Source organism: Flavobacterium coralii (assembly GCF_019891545.1).
In the GTDB taxonomy this organism is placed as follows: domain Bacteria; phylum Bacteroidota; class Bacteroidia; order Flavobacteriales; family Flavobacteriaceae; genus Flavobacterium; species Flavobacterium coralii.
This window is the reverse complement of record NZ_JAHDIU010000004.1, coordinates 276,793-295,132: the sequence shown is the minus strand read 5'-3', so window position 1 is coordinate 295,132 and position 18,340 is coordinate 276,793. Positions and strand designations below refer to the sequence as shown.

Here is an 18,340-nt window from a genome sequence, read left to right as displayed (position 1 = left end):
TCCAGTACAGATTTTTCAAAAATATAATTTGTGTACCTCTGCGTTCAATGCCTGCAGTTGTATATTTGCCGCAAATAACAAGCGGCTATGGAAAATAACGAAGATGAAGGCGGCAGGGGCTTCTTTAAAAAGAACCCCGTACTTAAAATCCGCGAATTCCTTTCGTTTCTCACTATACGTTTTGGGCTAATTTTTGCCCTGAACATGCAGATAACCATTATATTTTATTGGGTTTACCACCTTACAAACGATAAGCTGGCGCTTGGTTTTGTAGGGCTTGCCGAGGTAATACCTGCAATAGGCTGCTCGCTTTTCGCCGGGCATTATGTTGACCTTGCCGAAAAACGCAAAATGGTTTTGTTCTGTATCTCGGCTTATATACTGCTTGGGCTCAGTTTGTTCCTGCTTACAACGCCTTATGCATTGGGTTCATTAGGGCTTTCCAATACGCTGTACCTTATTTACTTTTTAGTGTTTTGCGGAGGTATTATCCGTTCTTTTATGGGGCCTTCCGTCTTTTCACTGTTCGGGCTTATTGTTCCCCGCAAGCACTACGCAAACGCAACAAGCTGGAGCAGTATGGGTTGGCAACTGGGCGCTGTGGTAGGCCCGCTTGCCGCAGGTGTGCTTATAGCCGTTAGCGGTGTAACAACCGGAATGTTTGCTGTACTGGTTGTAGAGGTGCTAATGCTCATCCCCATACTTTCAATTTCAACCAAACCCATACTAAAAAAAGAAAAAGAACCCATATTGCAAAGCCTCACACAGGGCATTCGTTTTGTGGTAAAAACCCCTGCTCTGCTTGGGGCACAACTTCTGGATATGTTCTCGGTGCTGTTTGGTGGGGCAGTAGCGCTTTTACCCGTTTACCAGAAAGAAATACTGCATGTAGATGAGGTGGGCTTTGGTATATTGCGCGCAGCGCCGGGAATTGGCGCTATTATAACCATGAGCGTACTGGCTTTCCTGCCGCTGAAAACCAATCCGGGAAGAAAGCTTTTTCTGGCAGTAACAGGCTTTGCACTGTCTATTATCATATTTGGTATCTCCACCAATTTTATACTGTCTTTTTTTATGCTGCTGTGCTCGGGTATGTTTGATGCCGTGAGCGTAGTAGTGCGCAGCACCATTTTGCAACTTGTAACACCCGACCATATGCGGGGCAGGGTGGCATCGGTAAACACTATATTCGTAAGCTCATCTAACGAACTGGGCGATTTTGAGAGTGGCGTAATGGCACACTGGCTCGGCACCGTTCGTGCGGTTGTGGTAGGGGGCTGCCTTACGCTCGGGGTGGTTGCCGTTACTTTTTTCAGTGCGCCGCAACTGCGCAATTTCAAATACGAAGAGCAGGAGGAAAACTAACTGCTTTGCTGCCATGCAATTTTACGAAGTATATCTTTTGCGGCACTTTTATAGGCGGCAGTGTGCTGCGGAAAGTCCTGCGCGAGTATCTGCGAAAGCTCCGGGTAAATCCACTCCTGTTTTTTACCGATTATGTATAGTGCCCGCATGGCATAAGCCTTTGCGGCAACTTTAGCGTCAGGGTCTATAAGCCAGTCAAAACAGGCTTCTGTTATTTGTTGTAGTTGTTCAGGAGTAAGAAGGCCCGGTTGTTTCCGGTTGAGGCCTACAGCAAACAAGCATATCTTGGAAACCGACCGTATTGCACCTTCATGTTTGTAACTGCTAAGCGTTTTGCAGAAATCAGATAAGTAAGATTCCAGCAGTTGCAGGTTTGCTTCAAAAACAAGCTCAGCTATCCAGCAGGCTTTATGATGGTTTTTATCTTCGGTATTTAAAGCAATTTCCATGAGGCAGGGCAAGAGCATGGTGTCCTGCAACACCATACCCGAAAGTTCGTCTCTTATCGTGCGGTGTGCCGTGCTGGCTGCAATCCTGTTGTAAAATATACTGTTCATGCTGCTTGGTTATGCCTCCCGAATGTATAAAATCAAAACGAATAATTTACAGAAAGGTTGCCGTAATAATTAACGGGCAGTCCCGGGTAGTAGTAGCGTGGTGCCGCACCCCCAAAGCCCGTTGCGTTGACCAGTACCATAGCAGCATAATGTGTATTGGTTACATTATTTACGCCTGCTGAAAAATGCGCTGACAGGTTCTCAAACAACGCTGTGCGGTAACCTGCTTTTACATTGAGCAGGCTGTAACTGTCGGCATACAGGCTGTTGGCATCGTTAAGTGGTATTTTATCGGTAAAATAATAATCTGCCGAAAGGTAGACTCCGAAAGGTGCAGTGGCGGTAAACCCTGCATTTATTTTGTTATCGGGTACGCCTGTAAGATTGTTTCCGCTGTAGTTGGTACCGTTATTAATAAACTCTTTAAATTCATAATTACCTACAGAGGCTGCCACATAAGGTTGTATGGTGTAATTGCCATTAAGCTGCCAGTAATAGTTAACAGCTACCTCTATACCCTGATGCAACGTTTCACCTGCATTCACGCCTACATACCTGTCATCGTCAACACGCTGTGCCACAAGCAGGTCTTTAACCCTCATGGTATAAGCCGTGACTTCAGCATATAACTTTTCTCCCGCCAGGTAAAACTTTCCGCCCGCTTCAAAGTTATATCCGCTTTCGGGTTTAATGTCAGGGTTTATTGTGCCTTCAGGCGTAAGTGTTTCTTCTATGGCAGGCATAGAAAATCCCCTGCTTGCCGAAAAGTATAGTGTTTGCAGCTTTGCAAGCTTATACAGTAACGACACCTGTGGCGACCATATTCCGTTATAGCTATAATCCTGTGTGCCTGAAGTTTCAGCAGGAAAAGTATTCTCAAGCTCAAAGTGTGTTTTATTGTAATTGACGCCTGCCTGTAGCTCCAGTTTTTTTACAATTGGTATGCGTGCCTGCGCAAATACGTTTATAAACTGCCTGTCCTGCCCGGTGCCTGTAAGGCGTTCGCCCTGCAGGCTGCCGTTGCCGTTATTCTGCTCATACAGGTTGGCAAAGGTGCCGCCTGTAAAACCATCTTTAAAATACTCCATCCCGGCAAGCCATATAATTTTGGTTTCATTTACCGATATGTTACCCGTAAACTGTGTTCGCGCTCCGTAGCCTTTGGTGTCCTGCGTGAGTATGTCAAAAGGGCGCGGTTCGTAATTCTCTTTTATATTCACAAAAACCGATGTGGCATTTTGCAGCCAATCCGTTAGCTGCCAGTTGTAAGCAAGCCCGCCAAGCCAGCTGTCATATTGCTCATAGCCTTTGGCAACATTCCAGGTAAAGGCTGCATTTCGCGGATTATCCTCAAATGTTTCCCTGTCCACGGAGCTTGGTATATAGGCTTTCAGGTAGGTGTAGTTTCCAAAATAGGTAAGGCTGCCTTTCTCACTTTTAAAAACTTCCCCGGCAAGGGTAATGCCTTCGCGATTATACGCACTGTTGCTGCGCCAGCCGTCATTTTCAAGTTTGTGATAGCTGATATTAAGATTCCCTTTTTTGGTGGCATAGCCATAGCGTATGGTGTTTTTGGTCAGCCCGAAAGAACCTGTAGTGCTGCTGACAGATGCGTTGTGCCCTTCCCCGATTGTATGGTTTGGCGAAAGTATTATGGCACCGCCCAGCCCTGCACCGTAAATACTCGAAAGTGGCCCTTTGATTACCTCTGTTTTGCCGATAATCTCTACATCTATATCTTCTATAGTGGTTTCGCTGTCGCCCGATGTTAGCGGTATGCTGCCGTAAAAAGCCCTTATTTTATTGGTGCCGTATGGAGTGCGTGCCCCAATACCGCGAATGCTGATTCGGTTGGTATTGATGCTGCCCGACTGCATATATACCCCTGGCAGGGTGTTAAGTGCATGGGCTATGTTGGTATTGTCGTTACGCTGTAAATCTGCTGCCGTAAGGATGCTGATAGAAGCGGGCGCATTAAGCAGGCTGTCGTTTATATGATAGGTGCTTATGCTTACTTCCTTAAGCTGCTTTGTGGTGTTGATGGTGTCCTGCTGTGCCGATAAGCGTACGCTGAACAGTAATAATATGGCGAATAAAATCCGTAAAAGCATTGGTGCTGGTGTAAAAGAAATAGGCTGCCTCGCAAGTACTTTATTTAAGCATCATTGTCGTTCTTAAGAAGGAAGAATCTCCGGGAATCAATCATTGAGATTCTTCACTCCATTACATTCCGTTCAGAATGACGTTTTCGAGACAGCCTAATCTATTTAGAAATAATAGTTTTATTTATCTGCCGATATCTTCCAGATGGTATTTCCGGCATCGTCGTTAACCAGCAGCGAACCATCGTTCATAACCGTTACGGCTACAGGGCGACCATAAACCTGTGCTTTTTTCCTGTCGGCAATAAACCCTGTTAAGAAATCTTCAGGCTTGCCTGATGGCTTTCCGTTTTCAAACGGAACGAACAGTACTTTATACCCCACAAGGTTCGACCTGTTCCACGAACCATGCTGCCCTACAAATGCACCGTTTTTATACCTTGCCGGGAATGCATCCTTATCATAAAAAGCAATACCCAGTGAAGCTGTGTGGCTACCAACTGGTACATCGGGCACTATAGCTTTTTTAACCAGTTCGGGCTTTTTGCCTTTCATCCTGGGGTCTTCTATCTGTCCGAAATAAGAGTAGGGCCATCCATAGAAACCACCTTCCTTAACACTTGTAATATAATCGGGTACCAGTTCGTCGCCAAGTTCGTCACGCTCATTAACCGCCGACCATAATTCATTATTAGCAGGGTTCCAGTCCATTCCCACAGGGTTACGCAAGCCGCTTGCATATACCCTTTCACCACTGCCGTCGGGGTTAATCTCGAGAATATTAGCACGCCTTATTTCTTCATCCATGCCATATTCGCCTACATTACTGGCAGAACCCACCGAAATATATATTTTAGAACCATCCGCATTGGCAAGCAGGTTCCGTGTCCAGTGGTGGTTGTATCCGCCTGCAGGCAGGCTTACAATTTTTTTGCCTTCGGCATCAATTTTAAGCGCATCCTTTTTGTACGGGTAACGGTAAAGCCCATCGGTATTTGCAACATAAAAATAGTCTTTCAGTATCAGCATCCCGTAAGGCTGGTTCAGGTTTTCAAGGAAAACGTTACGTGTTTCATAAGTACCGTCTTTATCCTTATCCCTGAAAACTGTTATCCTGTCGGCACTGCTGTGCGTGTTAGATTCCGCCACAAAAATATCGCCGTTAGGCCCTATATAAGTGTTGCGCGGATTTTCTAAATCCGTTGCAAATTTGGTTACGGTAAAACCCGCCGGCACTTTTGGCCCTTGCCCGTCGGGCCAGTCGGTCATGCCGCTGCGCTTGGTAACCGATTCTGTAGCATAGGGTGCGGGGAGTGTAAGCTCTCCAACGGCTGTCTGCACAGTGGTACTGCCCTGGGCACGTGCCTGTTCTTTTTCTTTTTTGCTTACCTGCCCGTTGCAGGAGCTTAACGATATTAACCCGATGAGCGTTAATAATGTAGCTTTATTCTTCATCTGATACTTTCATTAAATGTGATTTAAGGCTATCTAAATTAAGCAATACCACAAAGATCGGTGTGTAACCTGCTGAATATTAATTATATTTTAACATCTGTAAAATTTTGTAAAATAAACAGCCGTTTTCGGGTACCTGTGGCGTAATTAGTATATTTGCAGATTATTACTAACATTGAATTTAATTGATACAGCTACACGATAAGCACTTTGTGCCGTTTATTACAGCAGCCGAGATTGATGCAGCCATTGCCCGCATGGCAAAACAGGCAGAAACAGATATGGGTGATGAAGTACCCGTTTTTGTAGGGGTTCTTAACGGCGCTTTTATGGTAGTGTCAGATTTTGCCAAACATTATACAAAGCCATGTGAAATAAGTTTTGTAAAAATGGCATCTTATGAGGGAACATCTACTACCGGGCAGGTAAAGCATTTGATAGGCGTTAACGAAAGCCTTGCAGGCCGCACCGTGGTTATTATAGAAGATATAGTAGATACCGGAAACACTGTGGTGGAGCTGAAAAAAATGTTTGAAGCCGTTAATGTAAAATCACTTAAAATAGCCACGCTTTTCTTTAAGCCTGAAGCTTATAAAAAAGATATTAAGCTGGATTATATAGGCATAGAAATACCCAACAAATTTATAGTAGGCTACGGGCTGGACTATGACGGGCTTGGCAGGAACCTGCCTGAAGTTTACCAATTGCAATAACTAACAACAATAAAACAACAATGACTAACATCGTATTATTCGGCAAGCCGGGAGCAGGAAAAGGCACCCAGGCAGAATTTTTAAAAACACGTTATAACCTTACCCATATATCTACCGGCGATGTGTTTCGCTACAACCTTAAAAACGAAACGGCGCTTGGCAAAGAAGCCAAAGAATATATGGACAGGGGTGACCTTGTGCCGGATGAACTGACTATAAAAATGCTACAGGATGAGGTAGAAAAGCATCCTGATACCAACGGGTTTTTGTTTGACGGATTTCCGCGTACCATAGCCCAGGCAGAAGCCCTTGACAGGTTTTTAGAGAGCAAAGGCTGGAAGGTAAATGCCACCATAGCGCTGGAGGCTGATGATGAGGTGCTTGTGCAACGCCTGCTGGAGAGGGGTAAAACCAGCGGACGCAAAGACGACCAGGATGAAAACCTGATACGCAACCGTTATGTGGAATATAACGAAAAAACAGCCCCATTGATGGATTATTACCAGAACCAGTATAAATTTTATGCGGTTAACGGTATAGGCTCTATAGCCGAGATTACAGAAAGGCTTAGCCTTGTAATCGACAAGATTAATTAAAACCACACCTATTGGAAATAGTAATAATAGTATTGCTGATACTGCTTAACGGCGTTTTCTCTATGAGTGAGATTGCGCTTATATCTGCACGCAAGAGCCGTCTGGAAAATTCAGCCAAAAAAGGTAATACAAGCGCACAGACAGCACTTGACCTTGCCAATTCGCCCAATAAATTCCTGAGTACGGTACAAATAGGTATCACGCTTATAGGTATCCTTACAGGTATTTACAGTGGTGATAAGGTTACTGACGATGTAGAGGTGTTTTTCATGCAGTATGAATCGTTACAACCTTATGCCGAGCGTATTGCCGTTGCCGTTGTGGTTATCATACTGACGTTTTTCTCACTGGTACTGGGCGAGCTGCTGCCCAAAAGGGTGGGGCTTACTTATCCGGAATCTATAGCCAAGCTGGTTTCGGTGCCGATGAAGTTTATCAGCATCATAACCGCGCCTTTTATATGGCTGCTTACTTCTTCTACCGATGTGCTGATGAAGCTGTTTAACATACGCCCAACAGCTGACGGTAAAGTAACAGAAGAAGAAATTAAGGCAATTATTAAAGAAGGTACCGAAGGCGGGGAGGTACAGGAAATTGAGCACGACATTATGGAGCGCGTGTTTCATATCGGCGACAGAAAAGTTAACTCATTGATGACGCACCGCAAATCGGTTTCTTATGTTACTTTCCAGTCAGATAAAGATGAAATACGCGATATAATGCTCGAAGAGCTACACTCGGTTTATCCCGTTTGCGAAGACAACCTTGATGATGTAGTGGGCGTGGTACAGCTAAAAGATATTTTTGCCAATTACGAAAAGCCGGGCTTTAACCTTAGGGCCATTACTAAAGAGCCGGTGTACCTTATAGAGCATACATCGGCTTACAAAGCACTGGAAATATTCAAGAAAACTAAAGTGCACTATGCCTTTGTTACTGATGAGTATGGTGTTTTTCAGGGTATAATAACGCTGAATGATATTTTAGAGGCACTTGTGGGCGATGCATCTGACTTTTACCATGATGAATTCCAGCTCCTGGCTAACCCTGACGGTACATGGACGGTGGACGGGCATTACCCGCTGCATGATTTTCTTACCTATTTTGATCTTGACGAACTGACAGGCGATTATGATGTTACTACCGTGAGCGGGCTTATAATGACAGAGCTTTCATATATACCCAAAGAGGGTGAAAAGCTGGCGTGGAACCTTTATGAGCTTGAGGTAATAAAAATGGACGGGGTTAAGATTGATAAGGTACTGGTAAGGTCTATTAAAGAGTAAGCAGGTTTAACAGGGTTAAGTAATAGCGAACAGGATAGCTGCTTATTCAGGTTAATAAAATAGTTAATAAGGATGGGGTTGCAGGTATCAAACCTAGAACCTGAAACAAAAAATAAAATGACAGAAGGGAATTTTGTAGATTATGTAAAGATATATGTAGCCTCCGGTAAAGGGGGTAGGGGATCTACACACCTGCACAGGGAAAAATTTATAGAAAAAGGAGGCCCGGATGGCGGCGATGGCGGCCGTGGCGGGCACGTGTTTATAGTAGGCAACAAAAACCTCTGGACGCTGTACCACCTAAAGTTTGCACGCCATATAAAAGCAGGTCACGGCGGCGATGGCGGCAGCTCGCGCAGTACAGGTGCCGATGGTGAGGACCAGTATATAGAGGTGCCGTTGGGTACTGTTGTGCGCGATAAGGAAACCAACGAAGTGCTGTTTGAAATTACTGACGACGGAGAACAAAAGATACTTGCCAAAGGTGGTAAGGGAGGGCTTGGTAACTGGCACTTCCGCAGCAGTACCAACCAGACACCGCGTTACGCACAGCCGGGTTTGGCAGGAGAAGAGCTGGATATTATCCTGGAGCTTAAAGTACTGGCTGATGTAGGTCTTGTGGGCTTCCCAAATGCAGGCAAGAGTACGCTGCTTAGCGTGCTTACCTCTGCAAAGCCTAAAATTGCCGATTATCCGTTTACCACACTAAAGCCAAACTTAGGTATTGTGGCTTACAGGGATTTTAAATCGTTTGTTATTGCTGATATCCCCGGTATAATAGAAGGTGCCGCCGAAGGCAAGGGGCTTGGGCATTATTTTTTACGTCACATAGAGCGCAACTCAACATTACTGTTCCTCGTGCCTGCCGATGCAGAGGATATTAAAAAAGAATACAACATACTGCTGGATGAGCTGAGGCGTTATAACCCTGAAATGCTTGATAAAGACGGGCTGGTTGCCATATCTAAAAGCGATATGCTTGATGAGGAGCTTAAAGCCGAAATGAAAGCCCAGCTTGACAAAGAACTAAAAGGTGTGCCTTACCTCTTTATATCTTCTGTGGCGCAACAGGGGCTTACAGAGCTTAAAGATAAATTATGGCAAATGCTTAATACCGAGAAAAAGTAAAAGGGGCTGTCTTAAAAAGTGTCATTCTGAACGAAACGGAGTGAAGTGAAGAATCTCAATTGTTTAATTGGCAAAGAGATTTTTTTCCGTCAGAATGACAAAATGCTTGTTAAAAGCATTTTTGAGACAGCTTTTTTGTTTAATATAGTTCTTCTCTTAATCTTACAAGTAGTGCCTCCGCCTTTTTTAAGTCAGGTTTTGCAGGCAATGTTGATATGTCCGCTGCAGCTTCGATTTCCTGAATGAGATGACTTGCTTTAGCCATCAAATCATCATACTCTATTGCTCCCGATTTTATTTTTAGAAGTTCTTCGCGGTTACTCACCCTAATATTTAATGAACCATTTGTAAGTATTTCTTTAGCTGATTGCAATAGCCTTATCGTGTGCATCATATTTTTTGAATCGTAATTTTTTCCATGTAAACTATTAGTGTTATACCGATCATCATTACGCTTTGCAATCCAATCCCAATATTCTCTATAATCTTTACAATAGGCAGAATAAGCATCTTTATTACAGTACAAATAGCCAGCTTCCCTGGCTTCCTTAGGCACTGATGACAAAGATAACTGATTGGAGTCATCAGACTTTATCAGGCCTCTATAATTAAAGTCATTACATTTATCAATAAAAATAGCATAGACATCCTTTAAATGAGGAATATTAATTACTCCACATTGCTCTTGTGTTATTTCCTGATATTTCAGCCATTTTTTTAAAGGCAAACTTTTATATCCTGACACTATATAACAAAAGTCTAAAAGATCTTTTCGCTTTTTGGGGAGCGGATTGAGTATCTTCTTTTTTAATCCTGTTGCTTTTTTTATTTGCGTGGCTGCATAACCCGCAAAAGTTTCTTTACATAGCTTAGATAAAAAGAACTCAAGTTTAATTTTACTCATAATTGGATGGCTGTAAATGATACAGCTTTCCGGAGAAGCAAGCAGCTCAATAATATTAGGATTGTTTTTAGTAAGTAACTCTATGAACCTGCCCAATTCATAGTAAACCACATCATTTGTTTCATTACTAATCTGTGGAATGTATTCTAATCCAAAAAACTTTTCTTTAGGCAGATAAAAAACTCCTTTTATGTCTGTGTCTGATGTTGCAGTGTCCAATCCAAACGACCTGCTTCCTGCAATTACTTCAAAAAGAATAAGGTTTTGGTTTTTTAAATCTTTTATTGTCATTTATATTGTATCTCATTTCTAAAAAAATCCTCAAGCTTTTTGTTGTCTTTTCTGCCAGAAGAAAGTTGTGATGCATTTGCCTGATTATAATTTATAGTTTCCTTTAAAAAGTTCGTGATAATTTCTTCTCTCGGGTGCAGGTATTTCTCATCATTTACAGCTTTTATAGCCATTAGTTTTTTTGCCATATCCTGAACTTCTTCCGGTGCAATAATTAAAAGCTCATTAAATGATACGGGAGGGATTGTTTGTTTATCAACTATCCATTTTCCGGCTAATGCCGATCTCATAGCATAAAAATAGCTTTTCAGTTTTACATTATCCGCTTCGCATACATCCATAAAATTTTTACAGGTGCCTAAGTAGTGGTAAAGTGTGGTGATAGGAGAAAAGTTTTCTTTGGCAAGGGTTTGAATCTGCGATAGAAATCTCTTGTCAGATAAGTAAGTAACAGGAGGAAAAAGCCACTCCAGCAGTGCTCCGTTAGATTTAGCCAGTAGTTGCAAAGTTTTATTAAGATCCCAACCGGCCCCGTCAAGGTCATCTTCTGTAATAAATTCAATAGTATCAGGCTTATCCCATAAGGTTAAATATTCTATATAAGGTTTTTTATAAATAAACCTAATATCATAATCACTATCCGGACTGGCAAATCCCCACGCCCTGCTTCCAGATTCGACAGCGTGGAGAATTGTAATGTTATGTTTCTCTTCTATTTCAGATAATTTTTTCAGGATAGTCTCTTTCATAAAGATTTATTTTAAAGCAAATTTATACAAATGATGTTATGCTCCTATAATTTTAAAGAATTCTCAAAATAAATTATCTTCGCAGCATTATAATAAAAAGATGATAAAGCTGATGTAACAATTTTTAATTATTGTGTACTTATCATCGTAAAACTATTAACCTAAATATTTTCAATTTAATGAAAAAACTGATTTTGTTCGTTACCATGTTCATCATGGTGTTGCCTGTAAGGGCAGACGAAGGAATGTGGTTTTTAATGTTCATTGAACGTTTAAACCACAGGGATATGCAGAAAATGGGCCTTCAGCTTACGGCAGAGGAGATTTACAGCATAAATAACCACAGCCTTAAAGATGCCATTGTGCAGTTTAACGGTGGCTGTACTGCCGAGGTTATATCTAAAGAGGGGCTTGTTTTAACCAACCACCACTGCGGATATGATGCCATTGCAGAGTTGTCTTCGCCTGAGGCAAACTACCTTAAAAACGGATTTTGGGCTGCCACACGCAAAGATGAACTGAAGCCTAAAGACCTTTATGTACGCTTTTTTGTACGTATGGATGATGTATCTAAAAGGATACTGAGCAAGGTTAATGACCAGATGACTGAAGCTGAAAGGGAAAAAGCTATTAACCAGGAAATTGCAAAGATTGAACAGGAAAATAATGAGGACGGTAAATATACTGTTTCAGTACGTTCATTCTTTCAGGGTAATGAGTACTACTATTTCGTTTACCAGGATTATACAGATGTCCGCCTTGTAGGAACACCTCCTGAAAGCATCGGTAAGTTTGGGGGCGATACAGACAACTGGGAATGGCCACGCCACACAGGCGACTTTTCTATGTTCCGTATCTATGCCGATAAAGACGGTAACCCTGCGGAGTATTCTCCTAACAATGTTCCGCTTAAGCCTAAGCACCACCTGCCTGTGAGCCTTAAAGGAGTTCAGGAAAATGATTTTGCGATGATATTAGGCTACCCGGGCCGTACCAACCGCTGGATGCCATCGGGCGGTATAGAGCAAAATGTTAAGTATGCTTACCCGGCATGGGTAGAGGCTTCTAAACTGGGCATGGATAAAATGAAAGTGCATATGGATAAGAGCGACCAGGTGCGCCTTAACTATGCTTCTCAGTATGCACAGGTTGCCAACTACTGGAAAAACCGCCAAGGTATGATTGATGCGCTAACCAAGCATAAAACAGCTGCTACCAAGGCTAAAGACGAAGAGAAGTTTAACAAATGGGCTAACAAAAAAGAAAACAAAGCCAAATATGGCGATGTTATTGCCACTCTTAACAACTACTACAGCAAAACCAACGAAAAGGCACGCCATGATAACTACCTTATCGGGTTATTGCGTACCAGCACTTTTGCCGTATTGCCATACAGCCTGGGCCGTGGTTTAGAGGCTTATGCCAATTCTAACCAAAATGGCCGTGCAGCAATGATGCCGGAGCTTGAAGAAGGTATAAACGAAAGCTATAAAACGCTTTATCTTCCGCTTGAAAAAGATGTGCTTGCCGCGCAGCTTAAGCTATATGCAACAAAATCTGCAGGCTATCCTATAGCTCCTTATATAGATGAGCTTGGCAAACCGGCTAATTATGATTATACCGCTGTTGTTAATAAAGCATTCGATAACAGTATATTCGCCACTAAAGAGAAACTTATGGCATGGATGCAAAATCCTGACATGGAGTCTTTAAATAACGACCCGCTTTACAAGCTGTCTAATGCCATCATAACCCAGTACAGGGCTAAAACAGATGAGCAGGCAGAACTTGACGCCCAGTATAGCAAGGCTTTCCGCCTGCTTGTACAAGGCATGAGGGAAGCTAACCCTAACGCAAAATACTACCCTGATGCTAACAGCACACTGCGCTTAACGTATGGTAAAGTAAGGTCGCTCCCGGCTGATAAAAGAAATGATGCCAAAGTAAACTACTACACGACCATGCAGGGCGAGGTAGCCAAGTATAAGCCAAACGATGAGGAGTTCGACCTTCCAAAAAGGCTACTTGAGCTTTATGAGAAAAAAGACTTCGGTCAGTATGCCGACAAAGCAGGTTATATGCCTGTTAACTTCCTTACTGATAATGATATTACAGGTGGTAACTCAGGTTCGCCGGTGCTTAATGGTAAAGGAGAGCTTATAGGCCTTGCTTTTGACGGTAACATAGAGGCTATGGCCGGCGACGTGATATTTGACAAAGACCTGCAAAGGACTATTAACGTAGATATCCGCTATGTGCTTTGGGTAATAGACAGGTTCTCTAATGCCAAGCACATTGTTGACGAAATGACAATTGTGAGATAGACTGTTAGATAATAGATTAGAGATAAAAGACTAACCGCCTTGATGAGAGGCGGTTTTTTTATGGGTACATTTTATAATAAACAGACAGCACTTTCATATAGTTTTCGTGTGGAAGAGATAAATATGTTTCATTTTCAAATTTCAAAAAGTCAAATTTATTTATATATTCCTTGAAGACATATTCAAGAACAACTTCATGAATGTAGCACATTATATATAATAAAGTTGCGCATATAATAGTTTCATCTTTAGATTGAAATATAATTTTTGTATCATTTATGGAATGATCATACATGACGAATTTAGATATTACATCGAGATCAATGTGGGCTTTTTTGGATAAATTACTATATAGTCTGCCTAAATCTAAAAGCTGTATAATTTTTTTAATTTTAGATATATTAGTTGAATCGAAAATTTTATCTCTTTTAGATTCTGTTTTCTCATGAAATTCTGCATCGCTTAGATCACAAATGTTGACACAATAGCTAAGCTGTTCAAATATCATTCTTATAATGCAGTCTGCTTCGACAAAACATCCTAAATTTATCAGCATCATACAAGTATCGTAGCTAATTTGTAATCTTTTTAAAGCGAGGTGTGCGCCAAAAATTACGATTTTCTCTTCTTTGTAAGGTATCTCGTCATGTTTTTTATAAATATTATTCAAAGCTTTCTTTATACCACTAGTTATTTCGTAAAGAAGATCGGTGTCAGGAGTGTTAATTGCTTCTGCATTTTTGAAATATTTTTTGTAAACTGAATCAATTGAAGAATATTCAAATGTATGTGACATTATAGTGGCATTAATTTTATTTATTAGTTCTTTGTCAAAGTGATTTGGAACTAAAGCCTCAAAGCCATATAATTGAATTGATTTCAAATTTCCTAAATTAATGATCTTTGAAAAGTTATACATAGTTGTTGTAATTTCTGATAAATATAGTTATAATAAAGGTATCATAATTGTAAGCTGATTTTCGCTATTTTTGAAACTCATAAAACGATCAGATGCGTACACACTTTATAGCCATAGGCGGCGCTGCCATGCACAACCTTGCACTGGCACTTCATGAAAAAGGATATAACGTTACCGGTAGTGACGATGCCATATTCGAGCCAAGCAAAAGCAGGCTCCAAGCCAAAGGGCTTTTGCCGGCAGAGATGGGCTGGTTTCCTGAAAAGATAACTACAGATATTGATGCCATAATACTCGGTATGCACGCTAAAGCGGATAACCCCGAATTACTTAAAGCGCAGGAATTAGGGCTTACAATATATTCATACCCGGAGTTTTTATATGAGCAGTCTAAAGACAAAACCCGTGTGGTTATTGGCGGCTCTCATGGCAAAACAACCATTACCAGTATGATACTCCACGTTATGCATTATCATAATGTCGAGGTGGATTATATGGTAGGGGCACAGCTTGAAGGTTTTGATACTATGGTGCGACTTACAGCAGATGCCGACTTTATAGTGCTTGAGGGTGACGAATACCTGAGCTCACCCACAGACAGGAGGCCTAAGTTTCACCTTTACCAGCCCAACATTGCCCTGATAAGTGGTATAGCATGGGATCATATCAATGTATTTCCTACATATGAAAATTATGTGGAGCAATTTGAAATTTTTATCAGTAAAATAACCAACGGCGGTATACTGGTTTATAACGAAAACGACCCCGAGGTAAAACGTGTGGCAGAGGCTGCTACAAACCCTATACGTAAAATTCCGTATCACACACCTGAATACTCTGTTGAAAACGGTACAACTTTGCTTGAAACACCCGAAGGGCCAATGCCTGTAGAAGTATTTGGGGCGCATAACCTGAATAACCTTGCCGGGGCAAAGTGGATATGCCAGAACATGGGTATTGATGAAGCCGATTTTTATGAAGCCATAGCTACTTTTAAGGGGGCAAGCAAGCGCCTCGAAAAAATTGCCGAGAGCAGCAAAAATGTCGCCTACAAAGATTTTGCCCATTCGCCAAGTAAAGTGGCAGCAACCACAAAAGCGGTAAAGGAACAGTACCCTGACCGGACACTTATTGCCTGCCTGGAGCTGCATACTTACAGCAGCCTAAACGCCGAGTTTTTAAAGCAATATGAAGGCGCATTGGATAATGCCGATGTGGCTGTTGTATTTTATTCGCCTGATGCTGTAAAGATAAAGCAGCTTGAAGAGGTAACTTATGAGCAGATAGCAAAAGCGTTTAACCGCGAAGACCTTATCATCTATACCAATCCGGCGGAATTCAAAGACTACCTTTTTAACCTGAAACCGGATAGTAGCGGTATGGCACTCCTGCTGATGAGTTCCGGTAATTATGGTGGGCTTAATTTTGATGAGGTGAAAAAGCTGGTTTAATACCTAACCAAATATAATTTTTGAACGATAGCGGGGGTGAGTTTCTAAATTCATTTCCGCTATCTTTGTGTTATGAATCCGAATTTAGACCCTACCAATTCGCAATATAACGCTGATGAGCTTGATCTTGAAAAAAAGCTCAGGCCCCTGTCGTTTGATGACTTTACAGGGCAGGACCAGGTGCTGGAAAACCTTAAGGTTTTTGTGCAGGCAGCAAACCTGCGTGGCGAAGCGCTCGATCATACCCTTTTTCATGGCCCGCCGGGTTTAGGTAAAACTACTTTGGCAAACATATTGGCGCAGGAGTTGGGTGTGGGTATAAAAATAACCTCGGGCCCTGTGCTCGATAAGCCTGGCGACCTGGCAGGGCTTTTAACAAACTTGGATGAGCGTGATATCCTTTTTATAGATGAGATACACCGCCTTAGCCCTGTAGTGGAAGAGTACCTGTATTCCGCAATGGAAGATTTCCGCATCGATATAATGATAGAATCAGGGCCAAATGCCCGTTCAGTACAAATAGGGCTTAGCCCGTTTACACTGGTTGGCGCCACCACACGTTCGGGTTTATTAACGTCTCCCATGCGGGCCCGCTTCGGCATACAGAGCCGACTGCAATACTATACTACAGAGCTGCTTACAACCATTGTGCAGCGCAGTTCGGCAATACTCAGTATGCCTATTACTATGGAGGCTGCTATAGAAATAGCAGGGCGCAGCCGTGGCACACCGCGTATTGCCAACGCACTGTTGCGCCGTGTGCGTGACTTTGCCCAGATAAAAGGCAATGGCAAAATAGACATAGAAATTGCACGATACTCACTTAAAGCTCTTTATGTAGATGCACATGGGCTTGATGAGATGGATAACAAAATACTGACCACTATAATAGATAAGTTTAAAGGAGGCCCCGTTGGGCTTTCTACACTTGCCACTGCGGTATCAGAAAGCGGCGAAACAATAGAAGAGGTTTACGAGCCGTTTCTCATTCAGGAAGGTTTCATTATACGTACACCACGCGGGCGTGAAGTTACCGAGAAAGCTTATAAGCATTTGGGTAGGGTAAGGCTTGGAAACCAGGGTGGGTTGTTTGATTAAGAAAGTCAGAATTTAGAATTCAGAAATCAGAATCAATAAGACACTTATTATGGGCGAAGAGTTGAAAAACCGTACTAAAAGTTATGCACTCGCTATACTGAATGTTGTAGAGCAGTTACCGATTACAACTTCATCGAAGGTTGTAGCTTATCAAATAGCTAAAAGCGGAACCTCTGTTGGCGCTAATTACAGGGCAGCATGCAGATCAAGGAGTAATAAAGAGTTTATAGCTAAAATAGAAATTGTACTTGAAGAAGTTGATGAAACACTTTATTGGCTTGAAATAATAAAAGCAAAACAATGGTTACCTGACATGCTGATAGATACTGTGTGGAAAGAGGGTAATGAACTAACAGCTATTTTTGTGACATCCTTAAAAACAGCTAAAGCAAAACTCATTTAAGTTTTATAATAATTCTAAATTCTGAAATCTAAATTCTAATTTCTGAATTCTAAATCCAAAATATCTGCGTTCATAAAATCCGAAGCCAAACGCCTCGGATTTTTGTCATGTGGTATAGCTAAAGCAGGATTTTTGGAAGAAGAAGCGCCGCGCCTCGAAAAATGGCTTAAAGAAGGCCGCCACGGGCAGATGCAGTACATGGAAAATCACTTTGATAAGCGCCTAGACCCGACTTTGCTTGTTGATGGTGCGAAAAGCGTTATATCATTACTGCTTAACTATTACCCCGAAGAAACCCATGTTGACAATACTTATAAAATATCTAAATATGCCTACGGGCAGGACTATCATTTTGTAATAAAATCAAAACTCAAAGAACTGCTGCATTCCATTCAGGAACATATTGGAGAAGTAGGAGGCAGAGCATTTGTAGATAGTGCTCCCGTTTTAGATAAGGCATGGGCGGCAAAAAGCGGGCTTGGTTGGGTTGGCAAAAACAGTAACCTGCTTAGCAAGCAGGTGGGCTCATTCTTTTTTATTGCCGAACTGATAGTAGATATAGAGCTTGAGTACGACACTCCCGTAACCGACCATTGCGGAAGCTGCACCGCCTGCCTTGATGCCTGCCCCACGCAGGCCATAATAGAACCTTATGTTGTTGATGGCAGCAAATGCATCTCTTATTTTACGATAGAGTTAAAAGACAACCTCCCCGCCAGTATGAAAGGCAGTTTTGACAACTGGGCTTTCGGGTGCGATGTGTGCCAGGATGTATGCCCGTGGAACCGTTTCAGTAAACCGCACCACGAACCGCTTTTTAATCCGCATCCTGATTTACTTTCTATGACCAAAAAAGACTGGGAAGAAATTACAGAAGATACCTTCCGCAAAGTTTTTAAAAACTCAGCCGTTAAACGTACCAAATTTGAAGGGCTTAAACGCAATATAAACTTCCTTAAAGAATAAACGTTAAAAATTTCCAAATTTCAGTCATAGGGT

The 18,340-nt window shown here is 42.1% G+C and carries 16 protein-coding genes; 10 read left to right on the top strand and 6 right to left on the bottom strand.

Annotated elements, in window-relative coordinates; translation table 11 throughout:
- Window positions 1-87 precede the first annotated feature (87 nt).
- Window positions 88-1,365 carry an MFS transporter gene (locus KJK34_RS08750; RefSeq protein WP_223053478.1) on the top strand — a complete coding sequence of 426 codons (1,278 nt, stop codon included), beginning with the start codon at window positions 88-90 and terminating at the stop codon, window positions 1,363-1,365.
- Here the strand turns inward: KJK34_RS08750 and KJK34_RS08745 are convergent.
- The 3 genes from KJK34_RS08745 to KJK34_RS08735 form a co-directional block, all read right to left on the bottom strand.
- Window positions 1,362-1,922: a hypothetical protein gene (locus KJK34_RS08745; protein WP_223053477.1), complete on the bottom strand. Its 561-nt coding sequence runs from the start codon at window positions 1,920-1,922 to the stop codon at window positions 1,362-1,364. The genes KJK34_RS08750 and KJK34_RS08745 overlap by 4 nt on opposite strands.
- 32 nt (window positions 1,923-1,954) lie before the next feature.
- The gene (locus KJK34_RS08740; RefSeq protein ID WP_223053476.1) at window positions 1,955-4,033 is read right to left on the bottom strand and encodes a TonB-dependent receptor; all 2,079 of its coding nucleotides are present in this window, start codon (window positions 4,031-4,033) and stop codon (window positions 1,955-1,957) included.
- 171 nt (window positions 4,034-4,204) lie between these two features.
- The gene (locus tag KJK34_RS08735; RefSeq protein ID WP_223053475.1) at window positions 4,205-5,479 is read right to left on the bottom strand and encodes a PQQ-dependent sugar dehydrogenase; all 1,275 of its coding nucleotides are present in this window, start codon (window positions 5,477-5,479) and stop codon (window positions 4,205-4,207) included.
- A 185-nt stretch (window positions 5,480-5,664) separates the two neighbouring features.
- Between KJK34_RS08735 and hpt the strand changes: the two genes are divergently transcribed.
- The 4 genes from hpt (at window position 5,665) to obgE (ending at window position 9,202) form a co-directional block, all read left to right on the top strand.
- A complete protein-coding gene (hpt, locus tag KJK34_RS08730; RefSeq protein ID WP_223053474.1) occupies window positions 5,665-6,192 on the top strand; it encodes a hypoxanthine phosphoribosyltransferase in 528 nt (175 codons plus the stop codon).
- A 20-nt stretch (window positions 6,193-6,212) separates the two neighbouring features.
- Window positions 6,213-6,788, top strand: coding sequence for an adenylate kinase (locus KJK34_RS08725; RefSeq protein ID WP_223053473.1), 576 nt, complete (start codon window positions 6,213-6,215; stop codon window positions 6,786-6,788).
- Window positions 6,789-6,799: 11 nt separating this feature from the next.
- Window positions 6,800-8,074: a hemolysin family protein gene (locus tag KJK34_RS08720; RefSeq protein WP_223053472.1), complete on the top strand. Its 1,275-nt coding sequence runs from the start codon at window positions 6,800-6,802 to the stop codon at window positions 8,072-8,074.
- Window positions 8,075-8,191: 117 nt separating this feature from the next.
- Entirely contained in the window at window positions 8,192-9,202 is a 1,011-nt protein-coding gene (gene obgE / locus KJK34_RS08715) for a GTPase ObgE (RefSeq protein ID WP_223053471.1), read from the top strand.
- A gap of 139 nt (window positions 9,203-9,341) precedes the next feature.
- On the opposite strand, the gene KJK34_RS08710 is transcribed toward obgE, so the two are convergent.
- Together KJK34_RS08710 and KJK34_RS08705 are read right to left on the bottom strand one after the other, a co-directional pair.
- Entirely contained in the window at window positions 9,342-10,397 is a 1,056-nt protein-coding gene (locus tag KJK34_RS08710; RefSeq protein WP_223053470.1) for a DNA polymerase beta superfamily protein, read from the bottom strand.
- Window positions 10,394-11,146 carry a nucleotidyltransferase domain-containing protein gene (locus KJK34_RS08705; protein ID WP_223053469.1) on the bottom strand — a complete coding sequence of 251 codons (753 nt, stop codon included), beginning with the start codon at window positions 11,144-11,146 and terminating at the stop codon, window positions 10,394-10,396. The genes KJK34_RS08710 and KJK34_RS08705 overlap by 4 nt, the downstream gene beginning before the upstream one ends.
- Window positions 11,147-11,325: 179 nt before the next feature.
- On the opposite strand from KJK34_RS08705, the gene KJK34_RS08700 reads away from it, so the two are divergent.
- On the top strand, window positions 11,326-13,470 hold the full coding sequence (locus KJK34_RS08700; RefSeq protein ID WP_223053468.1) for a S46 family peptidase: 2,145 nt from the start codon (window positions 11,326-11,328) through the stop codon (window positions 13,468-13,470).
- A gap of 58 nt (window positions 13,471-13,528) precedes the next feature.
- On the opposite strand, the gene KJK34_RS08695 is transcribed toward KJK34_RS08700, so the two are convergent.
- Window positions 13,529-14,389: a hypothetical protein gene (locus tag KJK34_RS08695; protein WP_223053467.1), complete on the bottom strand. Its 861-nt coding sequence runs from the start codon at window positions 14,387-14,389 to the stop codon at window positions 13,529-13,531.
- Window positions 14,390-14,481: 92 nt separating this feature from the next.
- Here KJK34_RS08695 and KJK34_RS08690 point away from each other — a divergent pair, with 92 nt between their 5' ends.
- From KJK34_RS08690 to queG, 4 genes are all read left to right on the top strand, one after another.
- On the top strand, window positions 14,482-15,840 hold the full coding sequence (locus KJK34_RS08690) for a UDP-N-acetylmuramate--L-alanine ligase (protein ID WP_223053466.1): 1,359 nt from the start codon (window positions 14,482-14,484) through the stop codon (window positions 15,838-15,840).
- 72 nt (window positions 15,841-15,912) lie between these two features.
- Window positions 15,913-16,938: a Holliday junction branch migration DNA helicase RuvB gene (gene ruvB / locus KJK34_RS08685; RefSeq protein WP_223053465.1), complete on the top strand. Its 1,026-nt coding sequence runs from the start codon at window positions 15,913-15,915 to the stop codon at window positions 16,936-16,938.
- 49 nt (window positions 16,939-16,987) lie between these two features.
- Entirely contained in the window at window positions 16,988-17,341 is a 354-nt protein-coding gene (locus tag KJK34_RS08680) for a four helix bundle protein (protein WP_236937616.1), read from the top strand.
- A gap of 42 nt (window positions 17,342-17,383) precedes the next feature.
- Entirely contained in the window at window positions 17,384-18,307 is a 924-nt protein-coding gene (queG, locus tag KJK34_RS08675) for a tRNA epoxyqueuosine(34) reductase QueG (RefSeq protein ID WP_223053596.1), read from the top strand.
- The last annotated feature ends 33 nt before the right edge of the window (window positions 18,308-18,340 follow it).